A 16,973-nucleotide genomic window follows, 5' to 3' on the forward strand; every position below is an offset into this window, starting at 1 on the left:
GGCCTGCCCCGCCAGGTGCTCTTACGGGGCCGGCTCCAGGTGCAGGTTCAGCGGCGACTGCTCGTCGGGAACATCCAGCTCCGTGTCGCCCAGGTGCAGCGCCAGCCCCCGGGGATACCCCACCCGGATGACCAGGCCCTCACCCAGCGGCACCGCGTGGCGCTGCCCGGCCTGCATCAGCTGCTCGAAGACCACCTGGCCACCGGCATCCCGCACCCGCACCCAGACCCGGTCCAGGGCCGTCAGGGTGACCTGCGGCCTCTCCCCCGCCGGTTCGGCGCCGGGGGACCCGGCCCCCCCGGGCGGCGGGGCCCCGCCGCCCGGCTCCGCCAGGCGGATCGCGAAGTAGACGTCGTTCCCGTCCCGCCGCACCATGACCTGGGGCGCGGGCGGCTGGGACGCCGGCGGCTCCACGGGGGTCTGGGGCCCGGCCCCCCCGCCCCCCGGGGCCGCCGCCCCACCGCCGTCGCCGCCGGGGGCGGCCGCCTGGCCATCCGGAGCCTGGCCCGGCTGGCCAGGGCTTGCCGGCGGCCGGGGGCCCCCGGGCGTGTCGGGCGCACCGGCCATGTAGAGCACCACGGCCACCACGGCCGCCAGGGCCGCCAGGCCGGCCAGCCATCGCCCCCACGGGCGCGGTGCGCGGGATGCCGTGGCCAGCGCCCGGGGACCCGTGCCCCTTCCCCGCCCGCGGCCCCCGGCCGCCGCCTTCCGCCGGGGCCCGGGCGTCACCAGCGGGGGTGGGGCCCAGGCCTCGGGCGGATCGGCAACAGGCCGCCGGGAGGGCGCGGCGGGAGGCAATGGAGGCCGCCGCCGGCCGCCGGTGTCCACTGCCCCGGGGGACCGCCGCCCTTCCTCGCCCCGTTCCTGGATGCGGCCGGAGGGATCGCCGGGTTCCTCGGCGGGATCCGCCGGGCGGTCCGGGACTTGGGCCCCTTCACCCGGGCTTCCGGCCATCCAGGCAGGCGCCGGCCCACCCGCCTCCCCTTCCTGGCCGCCGGCCGTGCCCCGGGCCTGCTTCCAGCGGCTGTAGGCCCGGGCCAGTTCCATCCCGTCCAGGTCGACCAGGCTGGCGTAGGCCCGGATGAATCCGCGGGTGTACACCTCCGGGGGCAACTCCGCATCGTCCCCCCGTTCCAGCGCCTCCAGGTACTTGCGCCGGATCTTGGTGGCCACCTGCACATCGTGCAGGGTCAACCCCTTGCGCTCCCGGGCCTCCCGCAGCTGCCGCCCGATCTCCTCCAGGGTCACTCCCTCACCCCCGTGCCCTGCCGCCCGCTGTCCGACGCTGGCAACGCCGTCAACTCGCGCCCGCACGCCCCCCGCCGCCGGCCGGATTCGGCCGGAGACGCGATGGAGCCCGCCTCGCCCAACGCGCGGCCCGCCGGCTCCCGGGCGTCCAGCGCTTCCTCGCTTCCACCGCCGCGGCGGGCCTCGGGGCGGGGCGGCGGCGGGGCCCGCCGCCCCGCCCCATGGGCCACCCGGACCCCCGGACCCCTCAAGGCCCCATCCCGTCAAGGATAGAGCCGGTTGAGCAGGCGCGGGAAAGGAATGGCCTCCCGGACGTGCTCCAGGCCGCAGATCCAGGCCACCGTCCGCTCGATGCCCAGGCCAAACCCGGAGTGGGGAACCGAGCCGTAGCGGCGCAGGTCGATGTACCAGGCCAGAGCCTGGCGGCTCAAGCCGTGCTCGTCGATGCGGCGCAGCAGCAGGTCCAGGTCGCTGATGCGCTGGCTGCCGCCGATGATCTCCCCGTAGCCTTCCGGAGCCAGCAGGTCGGCGCAGAGGGCCACCTCCGGCCGCTCCGGATCGGGCTCCATGTAGAAGGCCTTCACCTGGGCGGGAAACCGTTCGACGAATACGGGCCGCCCGAAGTGCTCGCTCAGCGCCGTCTCATGGGGAGCGCCGAAGTCCTCTCCCCAGGGCAGGCCCAGGCCCTGCCGGTCCAGGATGCGCAGGGCGTCGTCGTAGCTGATCCGGACGAAAGGCGCTTCGACCTCCCGGCGCAGGGTCTCGGGGTCACGGCCCAGGGTTTCCAGTTCCCGCGCGCACTGGTCCAGCACGCGCAGCACGATCGCCCGCACCAGCCGCTCCTGCAGCGCCACGTTGTCTTCGTGGGTAAAGAAGGCGGCCTCGGGCTCCAGCATCCAGAACTCCAGCAGGTGCCGGCGCGTCTTGGACTGCTCGGCCCGGAAGGTGGGGCCCAGGCAGTAGACCTTGCCCAGCGCCATGCAGGCCGCCTCCATGTAGAGCTGGCCGCTCTGGGAGAGGTACGCCTTCTCGCCGAAGTAGTCGGTTTCGAACAGGTTGGTGGTCCCCTCGGGCGCCGAGGGGGTCAGGATGGGCGCATCGACCCGGACGAACCCCTCCTCGGCCAGCACTTCGGCCGCGGCCTGCATCACCGCCGCCCGCACCCGCAGGACGGCATTCTGCCGCGGCGTGCGGATCCACAGGTGGCGGTGGTCCATGAGGAAGTCGACGCCGTGTTCCTTGAGCTTGATGGGATAGTCTTCCGCCACGTGCACCGGCTCCAGGCGGGTGACGTCCAGCTCGTACCCTCCCGGCGCCCGGCGGTCGGCCCGCACCACGCCCCACACGCGGCAGGACGACTCCTGGGTCAGGGACGCGAAGGTCTCCAGCCCCTGCTCTCCCGCCCTGTCGCGGGTGATCACGCACTGGATGACGCCCGTGCCGTCGCGCAGCAACAGAAAGGCGATACGCCCGCTGGACCGGCGGTTGTACACCCAGCCGGCCAGTTCCACCTCCTGGCCCTCCAACCGGCCCACCTGGGCCACGGTGACCGTCACGACCATCCCTCCGCCTTCACCGTCTCCCTGCTTCCGCTTTCCGCATGCGCCCCTTCGCCCCGGCCCCCGCCCGGACCGCCGCTCTCAGCCGAACAGGTTGCGGAAGAGCAGGCGCACGCTGTCCCACAAGACCCGGAAGAACCCGCCCCGGGGCACGGCGTCGGCCGTCACCAGGGGCAGCTGGCGCAGCACCCGGCCCCCTGCATCCTCGATGGTCAGGGTCCCCACCCGCTGCCCTCGCTCCAGAGGCGCCACCAGGGGCTCCTTCAACTCCACCCGGCTGCGCACCTCCCCGGCGGCCGTCTTGGGCACGGTCACCACCGGGTCCTCCGCCGGCTGCACCGTCACCTGGGGCTGGGCGCCCTTGAAGACCGGAACCACCTGCCGCCCGTTCTCGCCAAAGGCCACCCGGGTGTTGGTGAACTGCTGGAACCCGTAGTCCAGGAGCCGCTGGCTCTCGCCGACCCGCAAGGCGTCGCTGGCCGCCCCCATGACCACTGACACCAGGCGCCGGTCACCCTCCCGGGCCGTCGCCACCAGGTGATACCCCGCCTCCGACAGGTGGCCGGTCTTGAGGCCATCCACCCGCGGGTCGCGGAAGAGCAGCCGGTTGTAGTTGGGCTGGGCAGCGAAGTCCTTCCACTCGAAATACTTCATGCTGGTGTACTTGAGGATGCCGGGATGCTCCTTGAGGACATGCAGGGCCAGCCGCGCCATGTCCCGCGCGGTCACGTGCTGCTCGCCCCCCGGCAGGCCGTGGCTGTTGCTGAACACCGAGTCCTTCATGCCGAGCTCGGCGGCGTGCTGGTTCATCCGCTGGACGAAGGCCTCCTCGCTGCCCGCCACCGCCTCCGCCAGCACCGTGCTGGCATCGTTGCCCGAGGCGATGGCCACGCCCCGGATCAGGTCCTCGATGCGGACCCGCTCCCCCACCTCCAGGAACATGGCCGACGGCCCGCCCAGGCCGGCCTGTACCGAAAGCCGCCAGGCGGCCTCGCTGACGGGCACCTCCTGGTCCAGCGTGATCTGCCCCTGTTCCAGGGCGTGGAACACCAGATCCAGGGTCATGATCTTGGCCAGGCTGGCCGGCGGGATGGGCTCGTCCGCATTCTGGGCAAAAAGTTCCTGGCCGGTGGTCGCGTCCACCAGCAGGGCGGAACGGGCCTGGATCTCGAGACCGCCCTCGCCGCCTGCACCGGTCGCAGGCGGGCTGCCTTGAGGTGCACCGGCCTGGGCCCAGGCTACGGGGAAGCCCGTCCCAGCTCCCAGCACCGTCGCCACGCTCGCCGCCAGCATCACCACCCCGGCCGCGGCCCTCCACAGCCGCCCCCGGCGGGCGCGCCGGGATTCAGCCAACCCCATGGGAACCCTTTCGCCTCCTTCTGCCCGCGGCGATGTTCCAGGGCGCGCAGGAGCCCTGGGGAGCGCCGCGCCAGGCCTCGGCGGCCGGCGCCGCCCTGCTACCCCTCCGCCTCCCGGGCCGCCTGGCGGGCCTGGACCGACCGCACCAGATCGCTCCGCTTGCCGGCCTTGAGGACGAATCCCGGCAGCTCCCGGCCCATCAGCTCCTGGGCCAGCCGGGCCGCCGCCAGCAGGCGATCCAGGTCGACCCCCGTGGCGATCCCCATCTCGTGCAGCATGTGCACCAGGTCTTCGGTGGCCACGTTGCCCGTGGCCCCCGGCGCATAGGGGCAGCCGCCCAGGCCCCCGACGGCCCCATCATACACGGTGATGCCGGCCTGCAGCCCGGCCACCACGTTGGCCAGCGCCGCACCGCGGGTGTTGTGGAAATGAAGCCCCAGCTCCAGATCGGGGAAGCGCTGCTTCAACCGGCGGCAAAGGCGGTCGACCTGGGCCGGGTTGGCCATCCCCGTGGTGTCCCCCAGATAGACGGCCGCCACCCCCAGGTCCCGGTACGCCCCCACGATGCGCTCCACCTGCTCTTCCGGCACATCCCCCTCGTAGGGGCAGCCAAAGGCTGTCACCACGTAGCCCGAGAGGCGCACCCCCGCCGCCGCAGCCAGCTCCGCCACCGGGACGAAGCCGGCCAGGGACTCGGCGATGGAACGGCGGACGTTGTGCCGGTTGTGGGTCTCGCTGGCCGAGACGAAGAGGCTGATCTCGTCCACGCCGCAGGCCAGGGCCCGCTCCGCACCCCGCCGGTTGGGCACCAGGGCGCTGTAGATCACCCCGGGACGGCGCCGGATGCGGGCCAGCACCGCCTCGGCGTCGGCCAGCTGGGGGACGGCCCCCGGGTGGACGAAGGACGTCACCTCGATGCGGCCGAAGCCGGCCTCCGTCAGGGCATCGATCAGCCGGACCTTTTCCTCCGTGGACAGGATCCGGGCCTCGGCCTGCAGGCCGTCCCGGGGCCCCACCTCCCGCACGGTCACCTGCGCCGGCCAGTCCATCCCGTTCCTCCCCTTCCCCGGCAGTTCCTGGACAGGGCGCGCCTGCCGGCAGGAGGCCCCGGCCAGGGCCCCTTCCCTACCGGTGCCCTAGCAGCCCAGCTCCCGGGCGATGACCAGGCGCTGGATCTCGGACGTGCCCTCGCCGATCTCCATCAGCTTCGCATCCCTCAGGTAGCGTTCCACGGGAAAGTCCCGGGTGTAGCCGGCACCGCCGTGGATCTGAATGGCCTCCAGGGCGGCCCGCACCGCCAGTTCGGACGCGAACAGCTTGGCCATGGCGGCCTCCCGCCGGTAGGGACGGCCCCGGTCCCGCAGCCAGGCGGCGCGGTAGACCAGCCAGCGGGCGGCTTCCAGCTGGGTCGCCATGTCCGCCAGCTTGAACTGGATGGCCTGGAACTTGCTGATGGGCCGGCCGAACTGGCGGCGATGGCGGGCGTACTCCAGGGCGGCGTCCAGGCAAGCCTGGGCGATGCCCACCGACAGGGCGCCGATGCCGATGCGGCCGCCGTCCAGGGTTTGCAGGAACTGCTGGTGCCCCTTGCCCCGCTCCCCTACCAAGTGGTCCAGGGGAACGCGGCAACCGTCGAAGACCAGCTCCGCCGTGTCGGACGCGTGCAGGCCCAGCTTCTCGTACCGGCGCACCGCCCGCCAGCCCGGCGCCTCCCGCGGCACCAGGATGTTGCTGATGCCGTCGCGCCCGGCCTCGGGGTCGGTGACGGCCGCCACCACCACGAAATCGGCATGGCTGCCGTTGGTGATGAAGATCTTGGTGCCCTCGATGACCCACCGGTCGCCTTCCTGCCGCGCCCGGGTGCGGATGGCCGCCGTGTTGGAGCCGGCCTCCGGTTCGGTGAGCCCGAAGGCCGCGATCTTCTCGCCGCGCAGCGCCGGCGCCAGCCAGCGGGCCTTCAGCTCCTCGCTGCCGAACAGGTAGAGGGGCGTGCAGCCCAGGGAGACGTGGGCCGCCACCGTCAGGGCCGTGGAAGCACAGGCCCGGGCGATCTCCTCGACGGCGATGGCAAAGGAGAGGGTGTCACCGCCGGAGCCGCCCACCTCTTCGGGAAAGGGCAGGCCCAGAACCCCCAGCTCGCCCAGCTCCCGGAACTGCTCCGCCGGAAAGGTCCCCGTCCGGTCGCGCTCCGCCGCCCCCGGCGCGATGCGCCGCGCCGCGTAGTCGCGGACCATCTCCCGCACCAGCCGCTGCTGCTCCGACAGCTCGAAGTCCAACGGCGCCACCCCCGTGGGCATCGCAACACGCCGGGCGGGCCCGAAGGCCCGCCGGCGTGCCCGTTCGATACCTACTTTCGGAAAGGGCCGGGGGTGTCCTGCCGTCCTGGGGTGCCGCCGGGCGGGAGGCCGGGCCCTGCGGCGCCGGAGGGCGGCGGGTACGGCAGGGCCTGGAGGGCCGGAAGCGACGGTGTCCTCCTGGCGGCGCTTCTCCCCACGGCGCTAGCGGCGCGGGCCGTACGCCCGCTCGATCACGTTCCAGAAGGCGTCGTCCTCGTACCCCAACCGCCAGATGGCGATGCCGCCCAGACTGTACTTCCGGACGAGATCGATACGCTGCTCCAGCACCCGCTCGTCCAGGTACCAGATCTCGCGCGCCTGGCCCCCCTCGCCGGTATAGGTGAAGTGGGGGTTCTGGCTCTCCCGGTCCCACTGCGGCCGCACGCCGTGGCGGTCGATGATCTGCTTGACCTGCCAGAGGGGCACGGGGGTGGAACTGGCCTCGTTGCCGGGCCCGGCCCCGGCCGGCCAGTCGTACCCGTAGGCCCCCACGCCGAGCAGGATCTTGTTCCCTGCGATCCCGGCGTTGAGCATCTCCTTGATGTTGGCCTCGACCCAGCCGGCCGGCGACACGGGACCCGGCTGGCTGCCCAGGTAGTGGCGGTCGTAGGCCATGAGGATCACCTGGTCCGCGTGGCGGGCAAACACCTGCCAGTTGTGCCCCCCGTGCACCGAGGGATCCACGTCCACCTTGGGGAAGGCGGCGATGTCCAGCCGCTTGTCCTCCGGCAGCGCCGCGTCCAGCTCCCGGATGAAGTCCGACATCAGAGGCTCCGCGTCGGGCGGCAGCAGCTCGAAGTCGATGTTGACGCCGTCGTAGCCCCGCTCCCGGACCTCGCGCACGATGGCCTGCACGGCCCGGGAGCGGGCCGCCGGGTCGACCAGGAACCCGGCCTCGTTGCCCCCGCTCTGCAGCAGGTTGAACAGCGGGATCAGCAAGATGTCTTGCGACCTGGCAAAATCGATGACCTCCTGGCGGATCTCCTGGGGCCAGAGGCTCCCGTCGGACCGGATGGAGTACCAGAAGGGGCTGATGCTGTCGATGAGATCGGGCCGCTTCTTCACTGAAGGGAAGGAATCGCCGAAGACGGGGGACCACCCGTTCTCGAAGAAGCCCAGCACCTCGGGACGTGCCACCCCCGCCGGCTTGCGCAGCGGCGGCTGCCCCTGGGGTCCGGGCTCCCCCGGCAGGGTCGCCAGGATCAGGAGGAACAGGCCCGCCGCCACGGCGCCCACCTGCCAGCGCCGGTCCGTGCGCAGCTTGTCCCAGATCCCGTTCCACCCGCCCAGGCTCGCCCACCAGCCTCGGCCGCGCCCGCCGCCACCGCCCCAGTCGCCGCCGCCACCGCCCGGTGGCGTGCCCCCGCGCCCCGTGCCCCCGGGGCCGGCGGCACCGCCACCCCCGGACGGCCCGTCTTTTGCGGGGCCGCCCCCCTGGTCGCCACCGTCCGGCCTGCCAGGGGCATCCCACTGGACGGGGGCGTGTCCTGCCGGCGCTTCCCGGCCCTCCGGACCTCCACCGTCACCGGCCGCCGCGCCGCGGTCGAAGGCCACTGCCGGCCAGCCGGGCTGCCCGGCGCCGGTTTCGCCCGCCGGAGCACCCGGCCCTGCGGCCGGTTGGCTTCCTTGCCCGGCGGCACGGCCTGCCCTCCCGGAGTGCGGCTCCGGCCCGCGGCGGTGTTCCGGTCCCTCGCTGTTCACCTCATCGCCTCCCCTCTTTTGAACCGGCCCCCGCAGCCGCCTCCCGCGGTGGACCCCTGCTGCGGGCTCCGGCGATCCTTACCGCGTAGGCCGCTCGGCGTAGGGCACCGGGATGAACTGGACCGAAGGGCGCCGCCCGTCGGGCTGGGGATAGAGTTCCATCAACCGGTAGACCAGGTCCGGCAGCTCGCAGCGCACCTCCAGCCCCAGCGCCCGCAGCTCGTCGCAGCCGATAGGAAAGTCGTGGGTCCAGCGGCCTTCCGTCAGCGCTTCGGCGATGCGCCGCGCGTCCTCGGCCGGCAGGCGCTCCTGAAGCAGCCGCTGGACGGTCTGGCGGACCTGGGCGATGGCCTTTTCGGCCAGATCGCCCAGCATCAAGGTCTTGTCGTCCACCTTTTCGGGCCCCTTCTGGCGGATGGCGGCCAGGATGCTGGCCGCGGGGTAGCCGCCCAGCTGGGGGTCCACGGGACCCAGCACGGCGTTCTCGTCCATCCAGATGGCGTCCGCCGCCAGGGCGATCAGGGTGCCGCCGCTCATGGCGTAGTGGGGCACCATCACGGTCACCCGGCCCCGATGCCGCCGGATGGCCTCGGCGATCTGCTCGGCCGCCAGCACCAGGCCGCCCGGCGTGTGGACGATGAGGTCGATGGGCATGTTGGGCGGCGTGTAGCGGATGGCCCGCAGAACCTGCTCCGAATCGTCGACGGTGATGTACCGGGTCAGGGGGATGCCGAGAAGGCTCAGGGACTCCTGGCGGTGGATCAGGGTGATGACCCGCGAGCCCCGCTCCCGTTCCAGCTGGCGGATCACCTGCAGGCGGCGGTCGGCAATGCGCCGTTGCCGCAGCAGGGGCAGCAGGGACCAGAGGATCAGGACGAACCAGAACAGGTTGCTGAACAGTGCCCCCAGGTTGACGTCCATCGGTTCACCGGCCGGCCGCCCCTGGGCCCGCCGGCAGTAGTGTGTGCGGGGCGGCCCCGTTCTAACGGCCGGGCGGCGTCACGGCGCGGCCGGCGCCGCCATAGGATGGGCGTGGCAAAGGCCGTGGCCGTCCGGGACACCGGCCCGGGCGGCGGAGGAGGAAAACCCATGAGCTTGCCTGCGCCCTGGAACGGCGTGGTCTCGCCGCCCCTGGCGGGACGCCCTCCCAAGCCCCGCCGGCGCGGTTTGACCATGATCCTCGACAAGGGGCTGGGGCCCCGCGCGACGGCGGATCTCATCGAAGTGGCCGGGCACTGCATCGATTACTGGAAGCTGGCCTTCGGCACCCCCGCCTGCTACCCCCCGGCGGTGCTCAAGGCCAAGGTGGAACGGATCCGCGCGGCCGGCATCGCCGTCTACCCGGGCGGCACGTTCCTGGAGGTGGCCCTGGTGCAGGGACGCTTCCGGGCCTTTCTCGAGGCCGTGCGGGAGGTGGGCTTCACCCACGTGGAGGTGTCCGACGGCACGGTGGACATCGCCCCAGAGGTGCGCCGCGACTTGATCCGCGCCCTGCTGGCGGAGGGCCTGGGGGTGGTGAGCGAGGTCGGCAAGAAGCATCCCGCCGATCGGGTCTCCACCCTGCGCCTGCACCAGCAGGTGCTGGACGACCTGGAGGCGGGGGTGGAGAAGGTCATCGTGGAGGCACGGGAGTCGGGCAAGGGCATCGTGATCTACGACGCGCAGGGCCGGGTGGATGAAGACGAACTGGAGGCCCTGGTGCGCGGGCTGCCCGACCCCTACGTGCTGGTCTTCGAGGCGCCGCAGGTCCACCAGCAACAGGACCTGATCCTGCGCTTCGGGCCCGGCGTCAACCTGGGCAACGTGCAGCCTGCGGACGTCCTGGCCCTGGAGGCCTTGCGCCACGGCCTGCGCGGCGACACCCTGCGCGCCGCCCTGCTCGGGCGGCCCGACCTGCGCTCCGTCCGGTTTCCCCAGGGGTGAGAGCCGTGGCCAGCGTGCCGGTGCCGGAACCCCTGGCGGGACCGGTGGTGGTGGCCGAGTTCTGTCCCGGGTCGGCGGTGGAGATCCTCCAGCAGGCAGGGTGCCGGGTGGTCTACGACCCTGGGCTGGCCCGCGACCCGGCGCGCCTGCTGCGCCTGCTGCCGCACGCCACCGGCCTGGTGGTCCGCAACCAGCTCCGGGTCGACGACGCGCTGCTCGAGGCCGCACCACGCTTGCGGGTGGTGGGGCGCCTGGGTGCGGGCCTGGACAACATTGACGGCGAGGCGGCGGCGCGCCATGGGGTGACGGTGGTCTACGCCCCCGGCGGCAACGCCCGGGCCGTGGCCGAGTTCGTCCTGGCCCAGATGCTGGCCCTGGCCCGGCGGCTGCCTGCCGCCGCGGCCATGGGAGCCTCGGGCCGCTGGGCCCGCCAGTCCCTGCTGGGGGACGAGCTGGCCGGGACCCGGGTCGGCATCCTGGGCCTTGGCCGGATCGGCCGGGCCCTGGTGCCCCTGCTCCGGCCCCTGGTGGGGGCCGTGGCCACCTTTCACCCCCGGCGGGGGCCCGAGGATCCCGAATGGCGAGAGCTGGGCATCCACTGGCGGCCCCTGGAGGACCTGCTGGCCTGGTCCGATTACCTGGTCGTCCTCCTGCCGCTGCGCGCCGGCACCCGGGGCCTGCTGGACCGGTCCCTGCTGGCGTCCCTCAAGCCGGGAGCCCGGCTGGTGGTCACCGGCCGGGGCGGCGTGGTGGACGAGGCGGCCCTGGCGGACCTGCTGCGCAGCGGCCATCTGGCCGGGGCGGCCCTGGACGTGAGGGCCCTGGAGCCACCGGGTCCCTGTGATCCCCTGCGGGAACTGCCCAACGTGGTGTTGACACCCCACGTGGCAGGGTTGACCGTCCAGGCCCAGGAGCGCATCGCCCGTTCGGTGGCCGAAGACGTGCTGCGCGTGCTGCGCGGCCTCCCGCCGCTGCAGCCGGCCTTCCTGCCGGCCACCGCGGGTGCGTTGCGGCAGGGGCCGCCGCAAGGCTAGAATGGGGGCGAACCCTGAAGACGGGAGGCCCGCCATGGTCACCCTGCTTTCGATCCTGAGCAACTGGATTCTGCCGTGGGGGTTCGTGCTGTTCGTCGGCTACTGGCTGTGGAGCGTGACCCGGCCACCCCGGCGCTCATGGTGAGAAGCGGTTCCCGCGCAGCGGCCGCAACAGGGGCGGAGCCCGGCGCTCCGCCCCTGGCCCTTTCCCTTCGGGTGCGGGGAGCGGTGGGGCCTAGGTCCCGCCGTTGCCGTCCGGATCGTTGCCCGGATGCCCCTCCTGGATCTCCCCGGGATCCGCGTCGGGATCCTTGTTCTCGCTTTCCCGCTGCCGGTTCCGGTCCGGCGTCATGTCCATGCCGGTGCGGCCGGTCTCCCGCAGCAGCATGCGCCAGTAGGGTTCATCCTCGTAGCCCAGGCGCCAGATGGCCACGCCGTACAGGTTGTGGCGGCGGGCCAGGCGCACCTTGCGGGCCACGGAGACCTCGTCCTCGTACCAGACGGTGTGGCGGACCCCCTGCTCGTCCACGTAGGTGAAGTGGGGGATCCCGTCTTCGTTGCGCTGCACCTGGATGTCCCGCTGCCGGGTCAGGGCCCGCACCTCCCGCAGGGGAACGGGCGTGGCCCGGTCGCGATTCTCCGCCCAGTCGTAGCCGTAGGCGGGAATCCCCAGCCAGATCTTGTCGGCCGGGACGCCGTCCTCCCGCGCGGCGGCCACCACCTCCCCCACCCAGTCCAGGGGTGCGACGGGCCCGGGACCGGTCAGCTCGCCGTGCCGGTCGTAGGCCATCAGGACGATGCGGGCGTATTGGGCCAGGCCCTTGTAGCTGTAGGCGTCCTTACTGTGCTGCGTGCTGTCCTCCTGGTGGCGATGGGGGATGACGGACACGGTGATGGCCTTGTCTTCGGGCAGGGCCTGCCGCAGTTCCCTCAGGAAGGTCGTCAGCTCCTGGCGGCTGCGAGGCTCCAGCAGTTGGAAGTCGATCTGGACGCCGCCGTAGCCATGCTGGCGCACCAGACGGACGATGCTGGTCACGGCCCGGCGCCGGGCACCGGCGTCGTGCAGGAAGGCGTCGGTCCCCTCATGGTTGTTGAAGAGGGGCATCAGCTTGATGTTTTCCCGCGCAGCGAAGTCCCGCAGGTCCCGGTCGCTGCGGTCGACGATGGAGCCGTCGGCCCGCACGCTGTACCAGAAGGGCGACAGGTATTCGATCTGGTTGCGGTGCCGGCGCAGGGTGGCCAGGATGTCCTCGCCCCGGGCCTCCTCGGTCTCGTCGTAAAAGCCAAGGATGAAGAGCTGGCCCGGCACCTTGGCCCGCGGCGCCGGCTTGGCGGGCACCTGCAGGTTGTCGTTGCTCCGGTCGGCCCGCGGCTTGGCCACCGGGTTGCGATCGCCGCCGGCCGCCATCCAGATGCCGGCGCCCACCAGCACGGTCACCAGCACCCAGACCCAGGCGCGATTCCGCATGACCCTCACCTCGCTTTCCGGCCGTAGTATGGCCGCGAGGCTCGGGCCGCCGAGCCGGGTGCCGCCCGGCATTGTCTCGTAAGAATGGAAGGGAACGCCGCCGGGTGCCGCGCCCATGCCGCCGGGCCATCCCTCCCCGGCCGGCATCACCCCCGCCGGCCGCCACCGCAGGAGACCTTCCCCGGCGCCGCGAACCGGCCCGGCCGGCTAGCCGCCGGCCGGCATCCCCGGCGGCAGGCCGGCATCGCCGTGGCGGCGGCGGAACTCCTCCCAGGTGATCAGCACGTCGCGGGGCCGGGCCCCCTGGTGGGGGCCGATGTAGCCGCGTTCCTCCATCATGTCGATGAGGCGCCCGGCCCGGGTATAGCCGACGCGCAGGCGGCGCTGGATCAGGGAGACCGATGCCTGGCCCGCTTCCAGAACCACCCGTACCGCCTGGACGAACAGGTCGTCGTCTTCCTCCGTTGCCGGGTTGTCGCCCGCCTGCACCTCCGCGCGCAGGACCTCCTGGTCGTAGGCCGGCTGGGCCTGGCGCCGCAGGAAGGCCAGAACGGCCTCCAGGTCCTTTTCGGAGATGTAGGCGCCCTGCACCCGGACGGGCTTGGTCGCCCCCACGGGCATGAAGAGCATGTCCCCGCGCCCCACCAGCTTCTCCGCCCCGGCCAGGTCCAGGATGACCCGGGAGTCGGTCTGGGACGAGACGGCAAAGGCGATGCGCGACGGGATGTTGGCCTTGATGACGCCGGTGATGACGTCCACCGACGGCCGCTGGGTCGCCACCACCAGGTGGATCCCCGCGGCCCGCGCCATCTGCGCCAGCCGCTGGATGGCGTCCTCCACCTCCACGGGGGCCACCATCATCAGGTCCGCCAGCTCGTCGATCACCACCACCATCAGGGGCAGCGGCTCTTCCCCTTCCTGGGCTGCGCGCAGGTTGTAGCGGGTCACGTCCCTGACGCCCGTGCGGGCAAAGAGCTCGTACCGGCGCTCCATCTCCCGCACGGCCCACTGCAGGGCTCCCGCCGCCTTGCGCGCGTCGGTGATCACCGGCGCGATCAGGTGGGGGATCCCGTTGTACCCGCTCAGCTCGACCACCTTGGGGTCGATCAGGAGCAGCTTGACCTCGTCCGGCCGCGCCTTGAAGAGCAGGCTGGCGATCAGGGCGTTGATGCACACGCTCTTGCCCGAGCCCGTGGCACCGGCGATGAGGACGTGCACCAGCCTGTCCAGCGAGGTCACCACGGGTTGCCCCGCGATGTCCTGGCCCAGGGCTACGGTGAGCTTTGACCGCGACCGGGCGAACTCGGGGGTCTCCAGCACGTCGCGCAGCTGGACCGCCACGATCTCCCGGTTAGGCACCTCGATCCCCACCGCCGCCTTGCCCGGAATGGGCGCCTCGATCCGCACGTCCGGCGCCGCCAGGCTCAGGGCGATGTCGCTGGCCAGGGCCTGGATCTTGCTGACCTTGACGCCCCGGGCCGGTTCCACCTCGAAGCGGGTGACCGCCGGCCCCACGGCCACGTCGACGATCCGTGCCTGCACGCCGAAACTGGCCAGGGTCTCCTGCAAGGTGGCCGCCTTCTCCAGGATTTCCCGCTGCCTGCGGGCGGTGGCCCCCTGCCGGCCCCGGCTCAACAGCTCCAGGGGCGGCAGGCGGAAGGACTGGGGCACCGCCGGATCCGGTGCGGTCGAGGGACCACCCGCCGGGTCCGGTGCAGCGGAGGAACCGGTCTCCCCGCCCGCCGGTGCCTTGCCCGCACCCGGCCGGTGCGGGCCGCCTCCCCCGCCGGAGCCGCCGCCGGGGCCGGTTTCGCCCGCCTCGTCCCGGCCGCCGGCCTGCGCAAGCCGCCCTTCGCCGGGTCCCCAACGGGGCGACGGGCCGGAAGCGCCGCCGTCGTGCCCGGCTCCCGCCCCGCCGGCACCCTCCGGCACGGTGCCGGCGCCGGAGGCCTCCTCCAGCACGCCGGCTCCGTCCTGGAAAGCCCGCTCGACAAGCCGTTCCAGTCCCGGCAGCAGCACGGCGGGCTCCTCGGCGACGGCGCCCTGCGGCCCGGTGGCCGGAGGCAAGGAGGCGACCCGCCCATCGCCTTGTGATGGCCTGGCGCGCCCCCCGGCCCACCAGCGCCGCAGGTGCCACCAGGGAGCCCGCCCGCCCCGGATGCCGTCGCCGGGCGGGGCGGCAGCAGGGCCGTTTGCGGCCGCTGCGGAGCGCGACCGGCCCGCCCCCGGGGCGGAAGCCGCCGCCCCGGCCAGGTCGTCCACCGGGCGCAGGCCGGCGGTGCCCGTCTCGGGGTCCCGGGCGGCCGCCGCCATCCGCCCGGCGGCCGTCCCGGGCGCCACGGCCGCCGCCTGCCCGGGTTCATCCCCGTCGGGGCTGAAGAAGGCGCCCGCCGCCCATTCCCGCACCTGCAGGGCCACCGCCGCCAGGCCCCGGCCGGCCAGGGCGGCCCAGGTGGCCAGGGGCACGCCGCTGATCAGCCGGAAGGCCAGCACCGCCAGGGCCGCCCACGCCACCAGGGCGCCGGTGGCGCCGAAGGCCCGGGCCAGGAGCCAGCCGGCGGCGGTACCCACCAGGCCGCCGCCGGAGCGGTAGCAGCGGCTGGACCAGAGGTCCGCGCAGGGTTCGGCCACGGCGACCGCCACCAGCACCACGGCCAGCAGCAGGCCCGCTTGCCGGGAGCGGGCCCGCAGCGCCGGCGCGGCCAGCAGGGCCGCCAGGGCCCGCCAGGCCATCAGGGGCGGCAGGACCCAGGCCGCCCGGCCCAGGAACCAGCGCAGGCCTGCCGCCAGCTGGCTTCCCACCACGCCGCCGGCCGCCGGGCCGCCCCCTAGGGCCAGGGCCGTGGCGGCCGCCGCCACCAGGAGCACGATGCCCCCGACTTCCGCCCGCAGGGGACCGGCTTCGCCGGATGCCGCCTTGCGCCGCGCCCTGCGCCGTGCCATCCGCCTCCCCCCTCCTGGACAGGCATTTCGGCCGCAGCCGGGTTTTTCCTACGCCCGCTCGGGGCGCCGGCCTCGTCCGGAGCCCACCCCGCCGCCGGCTCAGCCCCGCCAGCCGCTGTAGAACAAGAGAAGAATGGCGACGGTCCACAGGTAATATGCAAACCATGGCAACCGGCCGGCGATGAGCCAGCGCAGGAGCCAGCGGATGGCCATGTAGCCGGTGACGCCGGCCGCCACCGCCCCGGCCAGCAGGGGCGCCCAGCCGGTGCCGCCGCCGGCGGCCGCCAGGTCGGGCAGCTGCAGGACCGCCGCGCCCAGGATGGCCGGCACCGAGAGCAGAAAGGACAGGCGGGCCGCCTCCTCCCGCTCCAGCCCCCGCAGCAGGCCGCCCACCAGCGTGCTGCCGGAGCGCGAGACGCCGGGAAACAGCGCCAGCGCCTGGAACAGGCCGACCACCACCGCGTCGGCCAGGGTCGCCCGGGCGAGGGGCCGACCGCCCGGTGGCCTGCGCCCGGCCCACCAGAGCAGCGCGCCGGTGAAGATCCAGAAGGCGGCCACCACCACGGGGGACTCGAAAGCCGCTTCAATCAAGCCTTCGAAGGCCAGGCCGGCGACGGCCGCCGGGATCGTCCCGGCGATGACGAGCCAGCCGAGCCGGGTGCCGGGATCCAGCCCCTCCCACCACTGCAGGCTCCCTGGCCGGCGGCCCCCGGCCAACCCCCCGCCGGTGCGCACAAACCCGGCCAGGGCAGCCCGCAGGTCCGCCCCGTACACCACCAGGACCGCCGCCAGGGTGCCGAGATGCACCATCACTTCGAAGGCCAGCCCCGGCAGCTGCAGCCCCAGGAGATCTTCGGCCACCGCCAGGTGGCCACTGCTGGAGACCGGCAAGAACTCGGTCAAACCCTGTACCACGCCCAGCAGGACGGCGTTCCAGAGGGAAAGCTCCACGTCCACTCCTCCCCGCGGTGGCGCTTCCCCCATTTTAAAAGCCAGGGGCCCCGCCGTCAGCGGGGCCCCCACCACAAGACGCGGCGTCCGGGCTGGTACGCGGGATCCAGGAAGTCGTTGGGGTCGCAGGACAGGAGCCGGACGATCCGGCCGCCGTAGGGCGAGTCGGGTTCGACCAGCACCGTGCGGCCGTTGATCTGGAGCTCCACCGGCTCCGGCCGGGGAGCATCCCAGCCCTCCAGCACCTGGTGGAGGGGAACGACGGTGTAGAGCAGCAACGGCCATCCTCCTTTCGGGCGCACCGCCGCCGGAATGAACGGTGGCCGGGGGATTCAGCCTAACCCGTGAGGGCGTTGTTGCCGGGGCCCGGGCCCGCGTCCGACCCGAGCGGTGGCGCGGGCCCGTATGCTTCCGCCACGGCGGCGGCCGCCCTCCGGGCTCGGCAGCGGCC

The 16,973-nt window shown here is 73.4% G+C and carries 14 protein-coding genes; 3 read left to right on the plus strand and 11 right to left on the minus strand.

Annotation, left to right across the window (positions count from 1 at the left end; translation table 11 throughout):
- Window positions 1–21 precede the first annotated feature (21 nt).
- The 7 genes from ACZ5T9_RS08645 to ACZ5T9_RS08675 form a co-directional block, all read right to left on the minus strand.
- On the minus strand, window positions 22–1,314 hold the full coding sequence (locus tag ACZ5T9_RS08645; protein ID WP_464832653.1) for a helix-turn-helix domain-containing protein: 1,293 nt from the start codon (window positions 1,312–1,314) through the stop codon (window positions 22–24).
- Window positions 1,315–1,511: 197 nt separating this feature from the next.
- The gene (gene asnS / locus ACZ5T9_RS08650; RefSeq protein ID WP_464832654.1) at window positions 1,512–2,810 is read right to left on the minus strand and encodes an asparagine--tRNA ligase; all 1,299 of its coding nucleotides are present in this window, start codon (window positions 2,808–2,810) and stop codon (window positions 1,512–1,514) included.
- A gap of 78 nt (window positions 2,811–2,888) precedes the next feature.
- Window positions 2,889–4,166, minus strand: coding sequence for a D-alanyl-D-alanine carboxypeptidase family protein (locus ACZ5T9_RS08655; RefSeq protein ID WP_464832655.1), 1,278 nt, complete (start codon window positions 4,164–4,166; stop codon window positions 2,889–2,891).
- A 98-nt stretch (window positions 4,167–4,264) separates the two neighbouring features.
- Window positions 4,265–5,215, minus strand: coding sequence for a hydroxymethylglutaryl-CoA lyase (locus tag ACZ5T9_RS08660; protein ID WP_464832656.1), 951 nt, complete (start codon window positions 5,213–5,215; stop codon window positions 4,265–4,267).
- Between the two features lie 87 nt (window positions 5,216–5,302).
- Window positions 5,303–6,442, minus strand: coding sequence for an acyl-CoA dehydrogenase (locus ACZ5T9_RS08665; protein WP_464834420.1), 1,140 nt, complete (start codon window positions 6,440–6,442; stop codon window positions 5,303–5,305).
- Between the two features lie 222 nt (window positions 6,443–6,664).
- Window positions 6,665–8,203, minus strand: a complete 1,539-nt coding sequence (locus ACZ5T9_RS08670; RefSeq protein ID WP_464832657.1) for a glycosyl hydrolase family 18 protein — start codon at window positions 8,201–8,203, stop codon at window positions 6,665–6,667.
- Window positions 8,204–8,281: 78 nt separating this feature from the next.
- Window positions 8,282–9,124, minus strand: a complete 843-nt coding sequence (locus ACZ5T9_RS08675) for an SDH family Clp fold serine proteinase (protein WP_464832659.1) — start codon at window positions 9,122–9,124, stop codon at window positions 8,282–8,284.
- Window positions 9,125–9,292: 168 nt separating this feature from the next.
- Between ACZ5T9_RS08675 and comA the strand changes: the two genes are divergently transcribed.
- From comA to ACZ5T9_RS08690, 3 genes are read left to right on the plus strand one after another with little or no spacing between them, the layout of a single operon-like run.
- Entirely contained in the window at window positions 9,293–10,126 is an 834-nt protein-coding gene (gene comA / locus ACZ5T9_RS08680; RefSeq protein WP_464832660.1) for a phosphosulfolactate synthase, read from the plus strand.
- A 5-nt stretch (window positions 10,127–10,131) separates the two neighbouring features.
- Window positions 10,132–11,160, plus strand: coding sequence for a hydroxyacid dehydrogenase (locus tag ACZ5T9_RS08685; protein WP_464832662.1), 1,029 nt, complete (start codon window positions 10,132–10,134; stop codon window positions 11,158–11,160).
- Window position 11,161: 1 nt separating this feature from the next.
- A complete protein-coding gene (locus tag ACZ5T9_RS08690; RefSeq protein WP_158556088.1) occupies window positions 11,162–11,305 on the plus strand; it encodes a hypothetical protein in 144 nt (47 codons plus the stop codon).
- A gap of 90 nt (window positions 11,306–11,395) precedes the next feature.
- On the opposite strand, the gene ACZ5T9_RS08695 is transcribed toward ACZ5T9_RS08690, so the two are convergent.
- The 4 genes from ACZ5T9_RS08695 to ACZ5T9_RS08710 all read right to left on the minus strand — a co-directional run bounded on the left by ACZ5T9_RS08695 (window position 11,396) and on the right by ACZ5T9_RS08710 (window position 16,800).
- Window positions 11,396–12,628: a glycosyl hydrolase family 18 protein gene (locus ACZ5T9_RS08695; protein WP_464832664.1), complete on the minus strand. Its 1,233-nt coding sequence runs from the start codon at window positions 12,626–12,628 to the stop codon at window positions 11,396–11,398.
- Between the two features lie 207 nt (window positions 12,629–12,835).
- Window positions 12,836–15,571, minus strand: a complete 2,736-nt coding sequence (locus ACZ5T9_RS08700; protein WP_464832665.1) for a DNA translocase FtsK — start codon at window positions 15,569–15,571, stop codon at window positions 12,836–12,838.
- A gap of 99 nt (window positions 15,572–15,670) precedes the next feature.
- The gene (locus ACZ5T9_RS08705) at window positions 15,671–16,522 is read right to left on the minus strand and encodes an undecaprenyl-diphosphate phosphatase (RefSeq protein ID WP_006904912.1); all 852 of its coding nucleotides are present in this window, start codon (window positions 16,520–16,522) and stop codon (window positions 15,671–15,673) included.
- Between the two features lie 56 nt (window positions 16,523–16,578).
- Window positions 16,579–16,800, minus strand: a complete 222-nt coding sequence (locus ACZ5T9_RS08710; RefSeq protein ID WP_006904913.1) for a YlzJ-like family protein — start codon at window positions 16,798–16,800, stop codon at window positions 16,579–16,581.
- Between the last annotated feature and the right edge of the window lie 173 nt (window positions 16,801–16,973).

It is taken from the genome of Thermaerobacter nagasakiensis (assembly GCF_055396825.1).

Excerpts from the sequence above, each read along its gene's own strand:
- comA (WP_464832660.1), top strand. The coding sequence starts at position 9,293 with ATGAGCTTGCCTGCGCCCTGGAACGGCGTGGTCTCGCCGCCCCTGGCG.
- ACZ5T9_RS08690 (WP_158556088.1), top strand. The coding sequence starts at position 11,162 with ATGGGGGCGAACCCTGAAGACGGGAGGCCCGCCATGGTCACCCTGCTT.
- ACZ5T9_RS08675 (WP_464832659.1), bottom strand. The coding sequence starts at position 9,124 with ATGGACGTCAACCTGGGGGCACTGTTCAGCAACCTGTTCTGGTTCGTC.
- ACZ5T9_RS08655 (WP_464832655.1), bottom strand. The coding sequence starts at position 4,166 with ATGGGGTTGGCTGAATCCCGGCGCGCCCGCCGGGGGCGGCTGTGGAGG.
- ACZ5T9_RS08695 (WP_464832664.1), bottom strand. The coding sequence starts at position 12,628 with ATGCGGAATCGCGCCTGGGTCTGGGTGCTGGTGACCGTGCTGGTGGGC.
- asnS (WP_464832654.1), bottom strand. The coding sequence starts at position 2,810 with ATGGTCGTGACGGTCACCGTGGCCCAGGTGGGCCGGTTGGAGGGCCAG.
- ACZ5T9_RS08700 (WP_464832665.1), bottom strand. The coding sequence starts at position 15,571 with ATGGCACGGCGCAGGGCGCGGCGCAAGGCGGCATCCGGCGAAGCCGGT.
- ACZ5T9_RS08660 (WP_464832656.1), bottom strand. The coding sequence starts at position 5,215 with ATGGACTGGCCGGCGCAGGTGACCGTGCGGGAGGTGGGGCCCCGGGAC.